Raw genomic sequence first — 16,304 nt, forward strand, 5'->3', positions numbered from 1 at the left:
TCCCAGGTGCACGTCGGAGTAGCCCCTTTCGTGGGCGATGCGCACGATGCCTTCGAGGCTGTGGGGCTGGCTGCCGTTATCTACCCGGCTGGGGGCAGTTCCAATGTCTGGGGTGGGGGCAGGGGGCGCCGCTGCTGGGGGGAAAGGTGACGGGGGAAGGGGAGAGGGAGGAAAGGGTGAAGTCGTCATCTGCGGTCACCGGTATTTGCCCAGCTTCGCTGCTGCTGCGGCTTCTGTCAGCACCAGCCCCTTTGCTGACGACCTTCGTAGGATCAATTGGTCTGCAACGCTTCGGTGTCCAAGCCCCTTGTCACGATCGTGCTGGGCACCCGTCCGGAGGCCATCAAGCTGGCTCCGGTGATCCGGGCCTTTCAGCAGGCCGACGATTTCCGCACTCGGGTTGTGCTCACCGGCCAGCACCGCGAGATGGTGAGCCAGGTGATGGGTCTTTTTGGCCTGAAGGCTGACCACGACCTGGCTCTGATGGCCCCCAAGCAGACCCTCACCCACATCACCTGCGGCGCGCTGCAGGGGCTGAAGCAGGAATTTGGCGAGCATCGTCCCGATCTAGTGCTGGTGCAGGGCGACACCACCACCGCCTTTGCCTCGGCCCTGGCGGCCTTCTACGAGCAGATCCCGGTGGGCCATGTGGAGGCCGGGCTGCGCACCGACAACCTGCTCGATCCCTTCCCGGAGGAGGCCAACCGGCGCCTGATCTCCCAGCTGGCCCAGCTGCACTTCGCCCCCACGGCCCTCTCGGCTGCTAATTGCCGGGCCTCAGGGGTGGTGGGCACGGTGCTGACCACCGGCAACACGGTGATCGACGCCCTGCTGTTGATGGCCGAGCAGGCGCCTCCCTACACCCTGCCTGGCCTCGATTTTGAGAAGCAGCGGGTAATTCTGGCCACGGTGCACCGGCGTGAAAACTGGGGTGAGCGCCTACAGGACATAGGCCGCGGCTTCCGTGAGCTGCTCGAGCGCTATCCCGATACGGCCCTGCTGCTCCCCTTGCATCGCAATCCCACCGTGCGAGAGCCCCTGCAAGCCCTGCTCGGCGACCACCCCCGCGCCTTCCTGGTGGAACCCCTCGATTACGACCAGCTGGTGGCGGCGATGCGCGGCGCCACCTTGGTGTTGAGCGATTCGGGGGGTCTGCAGGAGGAGGCGCCATCGCTGGGTAAGCCGGTGCTGGTACTGCGCCGCACCACGGAGCGCCCCGAGGCTGTGGAGGCGGGCACGGCCAAGCTGATTGGCACCGACAGCGCCGACATCGTGGCCGAGGCCAGCCGCCTGCTCGACAACCCCGAGGCCTATGAGGCCATGGCCCGGGCCCACAATCCCTTTGGCGACGGCCAGGCTTCGGGGCGGATTGTGGATGCTGCCCGCACTTTCCTGGCTGGCTGAGCCTTGGGACCTGAGGCTCAGGGGCGTTTTTTGGCCCAGGGCGGCAGGTCGATGAACACCCGGGTGCCGCTTTTGAGCCCGGAGAGGATTTGGGTGTCCTTGCCGCTGCTGATGCCGAGCTCCACCGGCTGGAAGGTGGGCTGGATTTTCTTGCCCACCAGCAGAACGCCCGGCCGCCCCGCCTCGGTGACGATCGCCACGGTGGGCACCAGGGTGTCGGCCTGCACCTGACCTGTCTGGAAGCCGACGTCGGCGGTCATGCCGATGCGCAGCTGGGGGGGGTCGCCAATCAAGCGCAGCACCACATCGAAGGAGGTGACGTTGTTGATCTTCACGGCCCGGGGGGTGACACGCTTGACCCGTGCTTCAAAGCTTTTATCGGGAAAGGCATCCACCCGCACCGTGGCGCTCTGGCCTAGCTGCACACGGCCAATGTCGCTTTCCGGCACCTTGGCCACCACCTCCAGGCCCTGGGCTAGCTCCACAATCGAGGAGCTGGTGGCACCGGCGGTGGCCGAGGCGGTGGTGGTGGGTGTCACAAAGGCGCCAGGATCGGCGAAGCGCTGGGTCACCACCCCATCGAACGGCGCCCGCACCACCAGATCGGCGTGCTCCACCTGGCGCGCCTGCAGCCGTTGGCGGCTGGCCTGCATGGCAGCCTGGTCCACCAGGAAGGTGCTGCGCACGCTATTGAAGTCACTGAGGCTGATGGCGTTTTGACCGTAGAGGCTCTCGTTGCGCTCCAGCTCGCTGCGGCTGCGGGCCAGCTGGGCCTGGGCTGAGCGCAACTGGGCCCGCAGCTCGGCGAGCCGCTCGTCGAGGTCGCCTTGATCCATGCGAGCTAGGGCCTGGCCGCGGCCCACTGGGTCGCCCTCCTCCACGTAGAGCTCCTCGATCACCCCCTGCCGTTTGGGGCTGACGTTCACGCGCTTTTCGGCCTCGAGTTCGCCGCTGGCACTCACAACCCCTGGCAGGTCGCCCGCAGCTGCAACAACTGTGTACGGCTCGAGATTGGCCCGGCTGGTGCCGCGCTGCCGCTGCACGAGGCCTATGCCAGCTACGAGCACAAGCCCTGCGGCGGCTGCGGCCCAAAGGCGCCGCCGCTGCCAGGGCCGGCGCGGCGAGCTGGAAATCACCGGCACTGCAGTGGGGGTGGAAATTGGGCTGGGGGCAGAGACTTCTATTTTCGCTGCTGGCGCCTCGACCTGGGGCCCGTAGATTTCAGCCATGCTTAAAGCCGGAATCGTCGGTCTGCCCAACGTCGGCAAATCGACCCTGTTCAATGCCCTGGTCGCCAACGCCCAGGCCGAAGCCGCCAACTACCCCTTCTGCACGATTGAGCCGAATTCGGGTGTGGTCTCCGTGCCAGACCCCAGGCTCGATCAGCTGGCTGCCCTCAGCTCCAGCAAGGAGATCATTGCCACCCGGGTGGAGTTTGTCGATATCGCCGGGCTGGTGAAGGGGGCCAGCCAGGGAGAGGGTCTTGGCAACAAGTTTCTGGCCAACATCCGCGAGGTGGACGCAATCGTGCACGTGGTGCGCTGCTTCGAAAACGACGACGTGATCCATGTGAGTGGCTCGGTGGGGCCGGCCCGCGATGCCGAGGTGATCAACCTTGAGCTGGGCCTGGCCGATCTCTCCCAGGTGGAGAAGCGACGCGAGCGGCTCAAGAAGCAGGTGCGCACCAGCAAGGAGGCCCAGCTGGAAGATGCTGCCCTTGAGCGCATCCAGGTGGAGCTGGAGGCCGGCGGTGCCGCCCGCAATGTGGCCATCAGCGATGAGGAGGCCCCGCTGCTCAAGCCCCTGGGGCTGCTCACCGCCAAGCCGATCATCTATGCCACCAACGTCAGCGAAGACGATCTGGCCAGCGGCAACGCCTACTGCGAGGAGGTGGCAGCGCTGGCCCTGAAGGAAGGGGCGGGCACGGTGCGCATCTCGGCCCAGGTGGAGGCCGAATTGATTGAGCTGCCAGAGGAGGATCGCACCGAATTCCTGGCGGGTCTCGGGGTAGGGGAGGGCGGCCTGCAGAGCCTGATCCGCGCCACCTACGACCTGCTGGGGCTGCGCACTTATTTCACAACCGGCGAGAAGGAAACCCGCGCCTGGACTATCCAGGCCGGCATGACCGCCCCCCAGGCCGCTGGCGTGATTCACACCGACTTCGAGCGCGGCTTCATCCGCGCCCAAACCATCGGCTACAAGCAGCTGCTGGAGGCGGGCTCGCTGGTGGAAGCTCGCACCAAGGGCTGGCTGCGGGCTGAAGGCAAGGAATACATCGTTGCAGAAGGTGACGTGATGGAGTTTCTGTTCAACGTGTGAGGGCTCTGCTTCAGCCGCGAGATCAGGTGCGAGTGGGCATCCGGGTGCGCTTGATAGCTAGAAGCTGAAGCCGAGCCGGGCGCCCACTCGCACCTGATCGTTGCCGAGTAGCTGGCCCAGATCCACCAAGCCAGCTGCGTTCGACACGTAGAGATCAAGGATTGTGGAGGGTGAGGCCAGCCAGCGCAGGGCCAGGCTGCCGTTGCTGCCGTTGTCGCCACCGAGGTCTGTTGCGATCACATTCAGCTCAGGGATCAACTGGAAGCGCTCCCCCAGCTGCAGGTTGGCGGCTAGGCCCACCCCCCAGCTGGTGCCGCCACCGCTCCAGGCCACCTTGGGGTTGAGGTGGAAGGCCAGTTTGGGGCTGGCCTCCCAGGTGTTCATGCTTTCAAAGAAGAGGTAGCCCTGCTTGCTGCTCTCGTCTTCGTTGCGGCCCAGGGAGATGCGGCCCGCGGCCCAGATCGGCAGCTCCTTGCTGGGGCGATACACCATCGCCTTGCCGCCGAAGCGCAGGTTGAGGTCGCCATTGCCGGCGTAGGTGTTCACGTAGCTGTTGCGCGGTTCGATGCCGTTGAACACCCCGGCCGCCAGCTGAAATTGGAAGTCGTTAGATACCGAATAACCACCGCCGGCGAAGAGGTTGCCCAGGCTGTCGCCATTGAGCCAGAGCTGGCTGGTGCCGCTGGCGGGGGTGAGGGCGGTGTTGACGCTGAGGCCACCTAGGGCGAGGGAAGCCTGGCGGGCGGTGTAGCGGGGGCTGGGGGAATCGGCCGCGCCGGGGTTGTAGGTGAAGCGGGCGCTGAGCATCGGCTCATTGGGAGCGCTCGGCAGGGCGAGGATGGCGGTGGCAGGGCTGAGGCCAAAGCCGTTGGTGATGCTTCCCTCCAGGCCGATGCGGGGATTGACGGCGATCGAGACGCCGGCCGAGAGGATCGGCACCCGCGAATACACCAGATCGGCATCGAAGCCGTTGTTTCCGGGGCCTAGGGGCAGCATGGCTGAGCCAAACAGCTCCACCTGGTTGCCGAGCCGGTAGTTGGCACCGAAGCCCAGGCTGATGTTGGTGCCGTAGAAGTCACCGGCGCCGCCCTGGTCTTCCCCCTGGCTGCCGGGTAAGAAGCTCACCGCCGGCACAAGCGAGAGCTGCAGGTTGCGGTTGGCTTGCCAGGCCAGGGGCAGGGAGAGGGCCCCCACCCAATTGCGGGTGAACACGTCCTGGCCGGAGGCGTTGAAGATGTTGGGTGTGCCGGCGTCATCGCAGCTCACCGTGCCGCCGCAGCCACTGCCCACGCTGAACAGCTCCAGGGCGCCTTCGGCGGCGAGCTGCCAGCTGCCGGCGCCCTCGCCCTGGCCGGCTAGGCGGGCGCGCAGGCTGCCGCCGTACACCGTCCAGAGGTTGGCGGGCTGGGCGGGCCGGCTGGGGATAGACGCGTAGAGGGGGTCATCGGCGTAGGTGTAGTAGGCCGAGGCCATCAGCGCCGGGGTGAGCCCGTAATCGAAGCGTGCGCCGTAGTTTTGGTTGCCGGTGCCGTTGGCGGCGCCGCCATCGCCCGGGCTCACCTGCTGGAAGCTGAGTTGGCCAAAGGCCTCGGGAATCAGGCTGGCGGTGGGCAGCTGGCCGAGGCGCAGCAGGGGGAGGTAGTCGACGCGGCTGGGCAGCTGGGTGGCGAGCAGATCCTGCACCTGGGCCAGGCTGAGCAGGGGCGGGGCGGCTTCTTTAGAGGTGGGAGGCGCGATTACCTCGTGGGCGGGCACCAGCTGCCAGGGCCGCAGGCCGGGGGATTGGGGATCGGCGGGGTTGAGCATTTTCCAGCCGGGGCTGGCTGCGGGGGCGGTGGGGCTATCGCGCCACTGCGGCGGCAGAGCAGGGGGCTCGGGCGGGGGCTCGACCGGGCCCCATTGCAGGGCCAGGGCAGCCGGTGCCTGACAGGCCACAAGGGCCGTAAGGCAGCTGCGGTAGAGACCCACCCTGGGGGTCATGTGTCAATCCAGTTGAACCAGCGGCGCCGCAGCTTGCTGGCTTGCACCCGGCAGGCCCCGAGGAAGCTTTTCGGGCTTGTTTCGGCGGTGGATTCAGCATCGCTGTCCGCATCGCCACCGGCGTAATACGAATAGGAGCTGCGCTGGTCATAGACGCCATAGCCATAGCCATAGCCATAGCCATAGCCTTTTTTGGAGCCGTAACCGTATTTGTAGCGATTGCCGTAGCCGTAGGAGGCCCTGTGTTCGCTCTCTTCGGTGAGGGCATTGGTGACCACCCCCAGCAGTTGGGCGCCGGAGCTGCGCACGCGGCTGATCGCTTCTTTGGGCAGATTGCGGTCGACCTGATCGAGACTCACCAGGAGGATTAAGCCATCCACATGCTGGGCCACCAGGGGCGCGTCGGCGAGGCCGAGCACGGGTGGCGTGTCGTAGAGCACGATGTCGAATTGGTCGGATTCGGCCAACTCGGTCACCAGCTGCTGCATGCGCTTGGAGCTGAGCAGGCGGGTGGTGTCGGGTGGGCGGGTACCGGCCGTGATCACGCTCCAGTTGTCGTAGCCCTGCACAGGCTGCAGCACATCACGCCAATCCAGATTGGCTTCGGTGAGCAGGTTGCTGAGGCCGGTGAGGTTGTTGAGGCCGAGGCGGTGGTGCAGCTGTGGTTTGCGCATGTCGGCATCCACCAGCAGCACCCGCTGACCCATTCCGAGAGGGTTTTGGCCAGCAGGGCATTCACCAGGGTTTTGCCTTCTGCCGGCAGGGTGCTGGTGAGGGCCAGGGAGCGCAGGGGCTTGTCGCTGCTTAGGAAGCGGATGCTGGTGAAGAGGTTGCGGAAGGCTTCTTGGTAGAAGAAACGCTGGTAGCCCGATAGGGCGGGCTTCTCGGGGCTGCCGCCAATGGCACCGCTGGCAGGGCTTTCTGCGGAACTCTCGGAGGAACTCTCGGCAGAAGGCTGCTTGGAGCTGCTGCGATCGAGCTCCTGCAGCAGGAAGCGCTTGTCTTCCCGCACCCCTTGGAAGAACGCCACGTGGGGAATGTGGCCCAGCAGGGCCTCGCCCAGCTCTTCCTTCACTTCGCGGGGATTGCGGAAGCCGTGGTCGAGCCTGTCGCGCAGAAGCCCAGCACCCACCCCAGCCACAACGCCCAGCATCAGGCCATTGAGCAGACCCTTCCTCAGGCTTGGCTCCTCGGGATAGCCATTCACCTGGGGCGGGGCGATCAGCTTCCAGGGCAGGGTGTTCTGAGCTTGTTCCAGCTGGAAGGTGGCCCGGGTGCTTAGGAAGCTAGCGAGGTTGTCTTGAGCCACCTTCAGCTGCTGCTGGCACTCTTCGTAGTCTTTGATGAGATTGGGCTGCTTGAGAAAGCGACGATTAAGCAGCAACTCCTTTTCAACACCGCCACCCCCCATGCCCGCCTCCCTCCCCCGCAACCTGATCACCGGCGGTGCCGGTTTTGTGGGCTCGCACCTGGTGGACCGGCTGATGGCGGCCGGCGAGGAGGTGATCTGCCTCGACAACTACTTCACTGGCCGCAAAGCCAACATCGCCCAATGGATCGGCCATCCGCGCTTTGAGCTGATCCGCCACGACGTCACCGAACCGATCAAGCTCGAGGTGGACCGGATCTGGCACCTGGCCTGCCCGGCTTCGCCGGTGCACTACCAGCACAACCCGATCAAGACCGCCAAAACCAGCTTCCTGGGCACCTACAACATGCTGGGCCTGGCGAGGCGGGTGGGGGCGCGGCTGCTGCTGGCCAGCACCAGTGAGGTGTATGGCGATCCGGAGGTGCACCCCCAGCCCGAGAGCTACCGGGGCTGCGTAAACACGATTGGCATTCGCAGCTGCTACGACGAGGGCAAGCGGATCGCCGAAACGCTGTGCTTTGACTACCGGCGCATGCATGGCACCGAGATTCGCGTGGCGCGGATCTTCAATACCTATGGGCCAAGGATGCTGCCCGATGACGGCCGGGTGGTGAGCAACTTCATCGTGCAGGCCCTGCGCGGTGAACCGCTCACCCTTTATGGCGATGGCAGCCAGACCCGCAGCTTTTGTTATGTGGATGATCTGGTGGAGGGCCTGATCCGGCTGATGAACGGCAGCCACACCGGCCCGATCAATATCGGCAACCCCGGTGAATTCACGATCCGCCAGCTGGCCGAGCTGGTGCGCGCGCGCATCAACCCCGAGCTGCCGCTCACCTGTGAACCGCTGCCGGCGGATGATCCCCTGCAACGTCAACCTGTGATCGAGCTGGCGCAACAGGAGCTGGGCTGGCAGCCGACGGTGGCGCTGGAGCAGGGGCTGGAGCCCACGATCGCTTACTTCCGCGAGGCGCTCGGCGCATGATCCGCTCCATCTGCTGCATCGGCGCTGGCTACGTGGGCGGTCCCACGATGGCGGTGATCGCCGATCGCTGCCCCGGCATTCAGGTCACGGTGGTGGACCTTAACGCCGAGCGCATCGCCGCCTGGAACGATCTCGACCTCAGCCAGTTGCCCGTCTATGAGCCGGGGCTTGATGCGCTGGTGGGCCGGGCGCGGGGCCGCAACCTCCACTTCAGCACGGCGGTGGAAGCGGCGATCGCCGGGGCCGACATGGTGTTCCTCTCGGTGAACACGCCCACCAAAACCAAGGGTGTGGGTGCGGGCCAGGCCAGCGACCTGCGCTGGATCGAGGCCTCAGCCCGCCAGGTGGCAGCCTGCGCCCAGGGCCACACGATCGTGGTGGAAAAGAGCACCCTGCCGGTGCGCACCGCTGAAACGGTGCAAACGATCCTTAGTGCCGTGCCAGCGGCCGAGGGCAAAACGTTTTCAGTGCTCTCCAATCCGGAGTTTCTGGCGGAGGGCACGGCCATAGCCGATCTGCAGGCGCCGGATCGGGTGCTGATCGGCGGTGAAGATCCAACGGCGATCGAGGCGCTGGCGGCGATCTACAGCCAGTGGGTGCCGGCCGAACGCATCCTGCGCACCAATCTCTGGAGCTCAGAGCTCTCCAAACTCACCGCCAACGCCTTTTTGGCCCAGCGGATCAGCTCGATCAATGCAATCGCGGCCATCTGTGAGGCCACGGGTGCCGACGTGGGCGAGGTGGCCAAGGCGATCGGGGCCGACAGCCGGATTGGTGCCAAGTTTCTCAAGGCAGGCCCCGGTTTTGGCGGCAGCTGCTTCCAGAAAGACATCCTGAATTTGGTGTACCTCTGCGGCCACTACGGCCTGCACGAGGTGGCGGCCTACTGGCAGCAGGTGGTGACGCTCAACACCTGGCAGCAGCAGCGCATCGCCCGCTTGGTGGTGAACAGGTTGTTTGGCTCCGTGAGCGGCAAGCGCATTGGGGTGCTGGGCTTTGCCTTTAAGGCCGACACCAACGACACCCGCGAATCGCCGGCGATCCGCATCTGCCGGGATCTGCTCGAGGAGGGGGCGGTGCTGCAGATCGTGGATCCCAAAGTGAGCGAGCGCCAGCTGGAGCAGGACCTGGGTCAGCCCTCCGGTGATTGCGATGGCGCCGGGTGCTGGCACCAAGTGCCAGAGGTGCAGCAGGCGGCCCGTGGCGCCGATGCCCTGCTGCTGCTCACCGAATGGCAGGAGTTTGCCCAGATCGACTGGGCGGCGGTGGGGGAGCTGATGCGGCGGCCGGCTTGGCTGTTCGATGCGCGGGCCAAGGCCGATGCGGCGGCGGCGCGAGCGGCGGGGCTGCAGGTGTGGACCGTGGGCGAGGGCTGATCGAGCGGCTGGCCGCCAACCCCACCTGAACCCAAACCAGCCGAGACAGCCACCGCTACGTGGGTCATCTAACCAACCCTCCACAAGATGCGCAGTCTCAACGTGGCGCAGGCCAAAGCCCAGCTTTCGGCGGGCTTTGATCTGGAATCTTTTTGGGCTGCCACCAGGGCCCAACCCCTGCACAAAGGAATTGATATCGCCAGCATGCGGGAGGGGGCTCGCTATTGAGGCGCCTTTACCTCGACACCTCCCTGTTGGTGGCGGCTCTGGTCCACGAAGCAGCCCAGGAAGCCTGGGACAGGTTTGGGGTGTTGCGTGAGCAACGCCTAAACACCCTGCCGCTGGCAGCCGAGGATTTTGAGGCCGCCGCCCGGCTCTGTCTGACCCAAGCGCCGCCTCTGCGGACAGGGGATGCCCTGCATCTGGCTCTCTGCCAACGGCTAAACCTGCAACTGGCCAGCTTTGACCGCGGCCTGTGCAAGGCCGCTGCCCATTACCAAGTCGATCACGAGCAGCTCCTGATCTGATCCCACTGTCGAAGCGTCACCCCCATCTTGTGTCTCCAACCAAGGAACTCGTAAGCCGCTGAACTGAACGCCTCATTCGCAACGCCTAGTTCCCCCCTGTCATTTGCAAGTGTGCAGGAGTCTGTACTGAACCTCGATAGCTCTGATGCGCCGCGGCTTCTGGCTTTCAGCAGCCCAACCACCTAGTGGGCCTCCCCCCGACCCCCCATGCCCCCGGTTCCCCAACGCATCCTGGTCACCGGTGGTGCGGGCTTCATCGGCAGCCACACCTGCCTGGTGCTGCTGGAGGCCGGCCGGCATTTGGTGGTGCTCGACAACTTCAGCAACAGCTGCCGAGAGAGCCTGCGGCGGGTGGTGGAGCTGGTGGGCGGGGATGCCGCCGAGCGGCTCACGGTGGTGGAGGGCGACATCCGCCAGGCGGACGATCTGGAGCGCGCCTTCAACGCCCTTGGCGCGCAGGGCTCGATTGAAGCGGTGGTGCATTTCGCTGGGCTGAAGGCGGTTGCGGAATCGGTGGCGGAGCCGCTTCGCTATTGGGATGTGAATGTGGGCGGCACGGTTCAGCTGCTCAAGGCGATGGCGGCCCATGGCTTCCGCAGCCTGGTGTTCAGCAGCAGCGCCACTGTGTACGGCATGCCGGAGCATATCCCCATTGCGGAAACGGCAGCTATCCAGCCGATCAATCCCTACGGGCGCACCAAGGTGGCGGTGGAACAGCTGCTGGCCGACCTGGAGGCCAGTGCGAGGCTCAGTGATGGAGCGGGCTGGCGACTGGCGCGGCTGCGCTACTTCAATCCGGTGGGGGCCCATCCCAGCGGACGGATCGGTGAGGATCCGCTGGGGGTGCCGAGCAACCTGTTTCCGCTGCTAAGCCAGGTGGCCCTCGGCCGCCGCGCGACTCTGGATTTGTTTGGCGATGACTGGCCCACGGCGGATGGGAGCGGTGAGCGGGATTTCATTCATGTGATGGATCTGGCCGATGGCCACCTGGCGGCGCTCGACTATCTGCATGGCAGCGAAGCCGACCTGCTCACGCTCAACCTGGGCAGCGGCCATGGTCATACCGTGCGGCAGGCCGTCTCTGCTTATGAACAGGCATCAGGCAGGACCATCGCGATCCGCGTGGTGGCGCGGCGTGAGGGTGATGCCGCCCGCAGCGTGGCCGATCCCAGCGCCGCGGCGCGCACCTTGAACTGGCGCTGCCGGCGGTCGCTTGAGCAGATGTGCCGCGACAGTTGGCACTGGCAGTGCCAAAACCCCCAGGGCTACAAATCCCAACCCTGCATTGACTCCCTCTCTGATCAGCCGCCTTCGTTGAACGTCAACTGATGTCACTTAAATTGAGCCAGCAGCCCTGGCTTCGGAACCTCGCCAAGCAGTATCTGGGGGCAGTGCTCACGCCCCTGCTCAGCCAGGAGCCTGCGGCCCAGTTGATCCGCCAAACTGCTCGGCAGCAGTGGCGGCAGCTGGCCGTGAACCTGGCCAGCAGCCTGGCAGCAATTGGTTTGTGAGTCGCCACGGCTTAGAGCACTCGTTCAACGTGCTCTATTCCGGCAACCAGGGCCGTTGCCACGACCTGGTCACCCTGCTCGGTGCGGCCCTGCTGCTTAAGGACGAGCCCAGCTTCCAGTTTCTGTTTATCGGTAAAGGGCCCCAGCACCAGCGGGTGCGCCAGCTTGTCTACGACTGGGGTCTCAGCAACTGTCGCTTCCTGCCCTATCAAGACCTTGATGTGTTGCCCTATTCGCTCACCAGTGCCGATCTGGCCGTTGTGAGCCTGGGCATTGATGCCGAAGGTCTGGTGGCACCCAGCAAGCTCTACGGCCACCTAGCCGCCGGCACCCCGATCGCGGCGATCACTCCCCCGGCTCGGATCTGCAGCGCTTGGTGCAAAACCACGGCTGCGGCCGCTGGTTTGCCAATGGTGATTTAGCCCAGCTAGCCGACTGGATCCGCCAGCTCCGGGTCCAACCCGAGCTAGCCGCTGCCTGTGGTGCCGCCGCTCGCGAGCTGCTGCTCAGCTCTGCCTCGCCCCAGATCGTCACCGAGCGCTACTGGTCCCTGCTCCAGCGCCACCTGCCCGCAGACAAGCAGCTCAACACCTTGGCGCCTTAGCCACCAGATGAACCGCGTACGGCATCGGTGGGCAGCGATCTCGCCGGGCAAAGGCGCATCGTGATGGTGATTTCCTGCGGCTTCTCAATCTGCCCATCGCTAAGTTGCCCGTACTAAGGGGTCAGGCTTGAAGTCGCGCTAGAGCTTCTACTGGTCATTACCGGTCATTTCAGCCCCCATTCCCTCTTTCACCCCCATGACCGTGCCCGCCAAAACCGCCCTGATCACCGGCATCACCGGCCAAGACGGCAGCTATCTGGCCGAGCTGCTGCTCGAGAAGGGCTACACGGTGCACGGCATCAAGCGGCGCGCTAGCAGCTTCAACACCAGTCGCATTGATCACCTCTACCAAGACCCCCACGAGAGCGATCCCAGGCTCGTGTTGCACTACGGCGATCTCACCGACAGCACCAACCTGATCCGCATCATCCAGCAGGTGCAGCCCGATGAGATCTACAACCTCGGCGCCCAGAGCCATGTAGCCGTGAGCTTTGAGGCGCCCGAATACACCGCCAATAGCGATGCCCTCGGCACCCTGCGGATCCTGGAAGCCGTGCGCATGCTCGGGCTCACGCACAAATCCCGCATCTACCAGGCCAGCACCTCCGAGCTCTACGGCCTGGTGCAGGAGATCCCCCAGAAGGAAACTACGCCCTTCTATCCCCGCAGCCCCTATGGGGTGGCCAAGCTCTACGCTTACTGGATCACGGTGAACTACCGCGAGGCCTACGGGATGTATGCCTGCAACGGCATCCTGTTCAACCACGAATCACCGCGGCGCGGCGAAACGTTTGTGACGCGCAAGATCACCCGCGGCCTGGCCCGCATCAACGAAGGCCTCGATGGCTGCCTGTTCATGGGCAATCTCGATTCCCTGCGCGATTGGGGCCACGCCCGCGACTACGTGGAGATGCAATGGCGCATGCTGCAGCAACCCGGCACCCCAGAAGATTTCGTGATCGCCACCGGCCGCCAGGAATCGGTGCGGCGCTTCATTGAGCTGGCAGCCAGCGAGCTGGGCTGGGATGGTGGTGGTGGGCCCGCCATCGAGTGGCAGGGAGAAGGCGTGGAGGAAATCGGCCGCCGCGCTGACACCGGCGCCGTGGTGGTGCGCATCGATCCCCGTTATTTCCGCCCCGCCGAAGTGGAAACCCTGCTCGGCGATCCCACCAAAGCCCAACAGAAGCTGGGCTGGACCCCCACCACCACCTTGGAAGAGCTGGTGGCCGAGATGGTGGCAGCCGATAAGCAAGAGGCGGCCAAAGAAGCCCTGCTGCGCCGCAAGGGCTTTGCGGTGGTGGGCTCGATGGAGAATCCACCCACCAAGTCTGCCGGCGTGAGTTGATGGCAGAAGACATCCGCTGGCAGCAGCGTTTCAGCAACTACAACAGGGCGCTGGCTCAGTTGGAAACCTTCGTAGAACCACCCGCGCTGAACGAACGCGAACAGCAGGGGCTGATCAAAGCTTTTGAATACACATTTGAACTGGCCTGGAATACCTTGCGGGATCTCTTGCGCAGCCAGGGCAATACGACGCTGCTGGGTTCGCGTGACACCCTGCGGGAAGCCTTTCGCCTTGGCCTGATTGATGCGGGGGAAAGCTGGATGCTGATGATTCAAGATCGCAATCTCACCAGCCACAGCTACAACCGCGCTACGGCTGATGCGATCGCAGCTCAGATCCTCAATAGCTACCTGCCCTGCTTCCAGCAACTAAGCCAGAGATTGAAATTGCGAGTTCTAGAAGAGCAGCAATGACTAACCATTGCACCCCTACACCAGCAACTAGCCCAGCGGCTCTCCTTGGAATCCCAGAGAGCTCAGCGAGCCAACTGCTGAATCTGCTCATAGACCAAGCCCAGCTCGAGGCTATCTGGCTGTTCGGCTCGAGGGCCATGGGACGCCATCAGCCAGGATCTGACATTGATCTCTGTCTTGAGGCGCCCCAGTTGGGCCACAGCGATCTCCTGCGTTTGATGCACGCCGTGGATGAGCTGTGCCTTCCCTGGCGGGTGGATCTGCTGCTGCAGCATCAGCTGGATGCCGAGGTGCGGGCCCATGTGCAACGGGTGGGGCGCCTCATCTGGAAGCGCCAATGACAGCCTCTCAATCGACCCTGATCACCGCCGCCGACCGCATCTACGTGGCCGGCCACCGCGGCATGGCCGGCAGTGCGATCTGCCGCGCCTTGCTGCGCTCTGGCTATGGCGATCCGGCCCAGGGGGGTGCCCTCCTCAGCGCCACTCGCGAGCAGCTTGATCTGCTCGATCCCTCAGCGGTTGCGGCCTGGTTTGCCATCAACAAGCCCACGATCGTGGTGCTGGCGGCAGCAAAGGTGGGCGGGATTGCGGCCAACAGCGCCTATCCGGCCGATTTCTTGCTGGAGAATCTCAAAATCCAGACCCACGTGATCGAAAGCGCCTGGCGCAGCGGCGTGCGGCGGCTGTTGTTTCTTGGCAGCAGCTGCATCTACCCCAAACTCGCTGAGCAGCCGATTCGGGAAGAAGCCCTGCTCAGCGGGGCGCTTGAGCCCACTAACGAGTGGTACGCGATCGCCAAGATCAGCGGCATCAAGCTCTGTGAGGCCCTGCGGGCCCAGCATGGCTTTGATGCCATCAGCCTGATGCCCACCAACCTCTACGGCCCGGGCGACAACTACCACCCCACCAACAGCCATGTGCTGCCGGCCCTGATCCGCCGCTTCCATGAGGCAGCCGAGGCCAACTCCCCCAGCGTGACCTGCTGGGGCACAGGTAAGCCCCTGCGGGAGTTTTTGCATGGGGATGATCTCGGCGAGGCCTGCCTGTTTGCCCTCGAGCACTGGCAGCCCGGGTCTGATCAGCTCCAGTTTCTCAACGTGGGCACGGGCATCGACCTGAGCATCCGCGAGTTGGCAGAGGCCGTTGCGGCCGCCACCGGTTTCCAGGGCGAGATCTGTTGGGACGCCAGCAAGCCCGACGGCACCCCCAAAAAACAGCTGGATGTCAGCCGCCTGGCGGCGCTGGGCTGGCGGGCGCGAATCCCTCTTTCTGAAGGCTTGGCCAGCACCGTGGCTGAGTTCCGCCAGCAGCTGGCCCAGCAGAGCGTTCGCCTTTAGTGACCCCATGCATCAATTTTGTTGTGCTCAAACTATGCGTTTATGCAGCTAGACAGTTGCCGCGATAGGGCCGCCTCCGGGTTGCTCCAGAATGGATAAAAGCCCCCGTGGTGTCATGACTGACCCTTCCCAGCAACCCGCACCCTCCTCCCCTCCTGAATCGCAGCCTGAATTGCAGCCCGAATCGCAGCATGATTTCGATGTGCAGAAGGAGCTGCACCAGAAGATCCGCAATGATCCCGACTACGACGACTGGGAATACGGCACCGAGCCCCTGCCCCACGAAGCCTGGGTGGCTAAGCAGGCCTCCGCTCAAGAGCAACCACCGGCCTCGGCCTGAAGCACGGCCCCCTCGGAATCCGTACAACTTCTAGAAGTCGTACGGCTTGTACGGAAATCAGGATCGCGTCGCTCAACACCCCAGGCCGCTAGGCGCCCCAATCAGTACCGGGTGTTTCAAGGCGCCCCCGACCCAATCCGCCCGAAAGCCCCTGCCCTGGATTCCCTCAAAGACCTATAAGTAAGAAATCCTTTCAAGGCTGCTTGCCCAGCATTCCTGCCATGGTTGTTGCCAAGCGCACCAGCAAGAACCAGCTCACCCCCCTGCATCCCGGTGGGGCAGATGCGGTGCGCACGCGATTGGCTGAGCTGGGCATCAGCGAGGCCGACGTGACTGATGCGGCGAACTGGGCGCGGCAACCGTGAGGCCGGCCCCGCTGCGCGCCGTGCTCGACATGAATGTGCTGGTGTCTGCGCTGTTGTTTAGCCAAGGGCGGCTGAGCTGGCTACGGACCAGCTGGCAAAAGGGTCGGCTCACGCCCGTATTTGCTGAGCCCACGGCCCGGCTGCGGATCGGGAGCGCTTGCTCGAGGATCTGCCCCCCTGGTGCGAAAGCTGGTCCGCTGCGATCCCCAGTAGCAACTACCGCGTGCGCGACCCCCACGATCAGATGTTCCTGGATTTGGCCCTGGCTGCGGCAGCCCCTGAGCCCCCACCCCCCTCTGATTTGCAACTGTGCAGGAATTTGTACAGCTTGTACAGATTTCGGACTGGGTTTCACATCGGACTGGGTTTCACATTTTGGACAGGGTTTCAGCTCACCCCTTCCGATCCGAAATCCGCAGCTGGCCTC

General features: G+C 64.6%; 19 protein-coding genes and 1 pseudogene. 16 read left to right on the forward strand and 4 right to left on the reverse strand.

Going from position 1 to position 16,304, the window contains the following annotated elements:
- Positions 1-189 (reverse strand): annotated as a pseudogene (locus tag KBZ07_RS06325) (type IV pili twitching motility protein PilT); the annotation flags it as partial.
- Between the two features lie 105 nt (positions 190-294).
- Here KBZ07_RS06325 and wecB point away from each other — a divergent pair.
- On the forward strand, positions 295-1,404 hold the full coding sequence (wecB, locus tag KBZ07_RS06330) for a non-hydrolyzing UDP-N-acetylglucosamine 2-epimerase (RefSeq protein WP_254930814.1): 1,110 nt from the start codon (positions 295-297) through the stop codon (positions 1,402-1,404).
- Positions 1,405-1,421: 17 nt separating this feature from the next.
- On the opposite strand, the gene KBZ07_RS06335 is transcribed toward wecB, so the two are convergent.
- Entirely contained in the window at positions 1,422-2,546 is a 1,125-nt protein-coding gene (locus KBZ07_RS06335; RefSeq protein WP_396123948.1) for an efflux RND transporter periplasmic adaptor subunit, read from the reverse strand.
- A gap of 85 nt (positions 2,547-2,631) precedes the next feature.
- On the opposite strand from KBZ07_RS06335, the gene ychF reads away from it, so the two are divergent.
- Positions 2,632-3,723, forward strand: coding sequence for a redox-regulated ATPase YchF (gene ychF, locus KBZ07_RS06340; protein WP_254930815.1), 1,092 nt, complete (start codon positions 2,632-2,634; stop codon positions 3,721-3,723).
- A 57-nt stretch (positions 3,724-3,780) separates the two neighbouring features.
- Here ychF and KBZ07_RS06345 read toward each other — a convergent pair whose 3' ends face one another.
- The gene (locus KBZ07_RS06345; protein ID WP_254930816.1) at positions 3,781-5,703 is read right to left on the reverse strand and encodes a hypothetical protein; all 1,923 of its coding nucleotides are present in this window, start codon (positions 5,701-5,703) and stop codon (positions 3,781-3,783) included.
- A gap of 541 nt (positions 5,704-6,244) precedes the next feature.
- The gene (locus tag KBZ07_RS06350; RefSeq protein ID WP_254930817.1) at positions 6,245-7,144 is read right to left on the reverse strand and encodes a hypothetical protein; all 900 of its coding nucleotides are present in this window, start codon (positions 7,142-7,144) and stop codon (positions 6,245-6,247) included.
- Here KBZ07_RS06350 and KBZ07_RS06355 point away from each other — a divergent pair.
- The 14 genes from KBZ07_RS06355 to KBZ07_RS06420 all read left to right on the forward strand — a co-directional run bounded on the left by KBZ07_RS06355 (position 7,113) and on the right by KBZ07_RS06420 (position 15,877).
- Positions 7,113-8,057 (forward strand): UDP-glucuronic acid decarboxylase family protein, encoded by a 945-nt coding sequence (locus KBZ07_RS06355; RefSeq protein WP_254930818.1) that lies wholly within the window; start codon positions 7,113-7,115, stop codon positions 8,055-8,057. The two genes, KBZ07_RS06350 and KBZ07_RS06355, sit on opposite strands and share 32 nt — an antisense overlap.
- Entirely contained in the window at positions 8,054-9,433 is a 1,380-nt protein-coding gene (locus KBZ07_RS06360) for a nucleotide sugar dehydrogenase (protein ID WP_254930819.1), read from the forward strand. The genes KBZ07_RS06355 and KBZ07_RS06360 overlap by 4 nt, the downstream gene beginning before the upstream one ends.
- Before the next feature lie 87 nt (positions 9,434-9,520).
- Positions 9,521-9,661, forward strand: coding sequence for a hypothetical protein (locus tag KBZ07_RS06365; protein WP_254930820.1), 141 nt, complete (start codon positions 9,521-9,523; stop codon positions 9,659-9,661).
- Positions 9,658-9,960: a type II toxin-antitoxin system VapC family toxin gene (locus tag KBZ07_RS06370; RefSeq protein WP_254930821.1), complete on the forward strand. Its 303-nt coding sequence runs from the start codon at positions 9,658-9,660 to the stop codon at positions 9,958-9,960. Before KBZ07_RS06365 ends, KBZ07_RS06370 begins: the two co-directional genes overlap by 4 nt.
- A gap of 207 nt (positions 9,961-10,167) precedes the next feature.
- The gene (galE, locus tag KBZ07_RS06375; RefSeq protein WP_254930822.1) at positions 10,168-11,289 is read left to right on the forward strand and encodes a UDP-glucose 4-epimerase GalE; all 1,122 of its coding nucleotides are present in this window, start codon (positions 10,168-10,170) and stop codon (positions 11,287-11,289) included.
- Positions 11,289-11,471 carry a hypothetical protein gene (locus KBZ07_RS06380; protein ID WP_254930823.1) on the forward strand — a complete coding sequence of 61 codons (183 nt, stop codon included), beginning with the start codon at positions 11,289-11,291 and terminating at the stop codon, positions 11,469-11,471. Before galE ends, KBZ07_RS06380 begins: the two co-directional genes overlap by 1 nt.
- Positions 11,468-11,893, forward strand: a complete 426-nt coding sequence (locus KBZ07_RS06385) for a glycosyltransferase (RefSeq protein WP_254930824.1) — start codon at positions 11,468-11,470, stop codon at positions 11,891-11,893. The genes KBZ07_RS06380 and KBZ07_RS06385 overlap by 4 nt, the downstream gene beginning before the upstream one ends.
- Positions 11,848-12,075 (forward strand): glycosyltransferase, encoded by a 228-nt coding sequence (locus KBZ07_RS06390; protein ID WP_254930825.1) that lies wholly within the window; start codon positions 11,848-11,850, stop codon positions 12,073-12,075. Before KBZ07_RS06385 ends, KBZ07_RS06390 begins: the two co-directional genes overlap by 46 nt.
- Before the next feature lie 196 nt (positions 12,076-12,271).
- Entirely contained in the window at positions 12,272-13,420 is a 1,149-nt protein-coding gene (gmd, locus tag KBZ07_RS06395; RefSeq protein ID WP_254930826.1) for a GDP-mannose 4,6-dehydratase, read from the forward strand.
- On the forward strand, positions 13,420-13,833 hold the full coding sequence (locus tag KBZ07_RS06400) for a nucleotidyltransferase substrate binding protein (RefSeq protein ID WP_254930827.1): 414 nt from the start codon (positions 13,420-13,422) through the stop codon (positions 13,831-13,833). The genes gmd and KBZ07_RS06400 overlap by 1 nt, the downstream gene beginning before the upstream one ends.
- Positions 13,830-14,174 carry a nucleotidyltransferase family protein gene (locus KBZ07_RS06405; protein ID WP_254930828.1) on the forward strand — a complete coding sequence of 115 codons (345 nt, stop codon included), beginning with the start codon at positions 13,830-13,832 and terminating at the stop codon, positions 14,172-14,174. The genes KBZ07_RS06400 and KBZ07_RS06405 overlap by 4 nt, the downstream gene beginning before the upstream one ends.
- Positions 14,171-15,172, forward strand: coding sequence for a GDP-L-fucose synthase (locus KBZ07_RS06410; protein ID WP_254930829.1), 1,002 nt, complete (start codon positions 14,171-14,173; stop codon positions 15,170-15,172). Before KBZ07_RS06405 ends, KBZ07_RS06410 begins: the two co-directional genes overlap by 4 nt.
- 115 nt (positions 15,173-15,287) lie before the next feature.
- Positions 15,288-15,512 carry a hypothetical protein gene (locus KBZ07_RS06415; RefSeq protein WP_254930830.1) on the forward strand — a complete coding sequence of 75 codons (225 nt, stop codon included), beginning with the start codon at positions 15,288-15,290 and terminating at the stop codon, positions 15,510-15,512.
- Between the two features lie 221 nt (positions 15,513-15,733).
- Entirely contained in the window at positions 15,734-15,877 is a 144-nt protein-coding gene (locus tag KBZ07_RS06420; protein ID WP_254930831.1) for a hypothetical protein, read from the forward strand.
- The last annotated feature ends 427 nt before the right edge of the window (positions 15,878-16,304 follow it).

This window comes from Cyanobium sp. BA20m-14, from assembly GCF_024346295.1.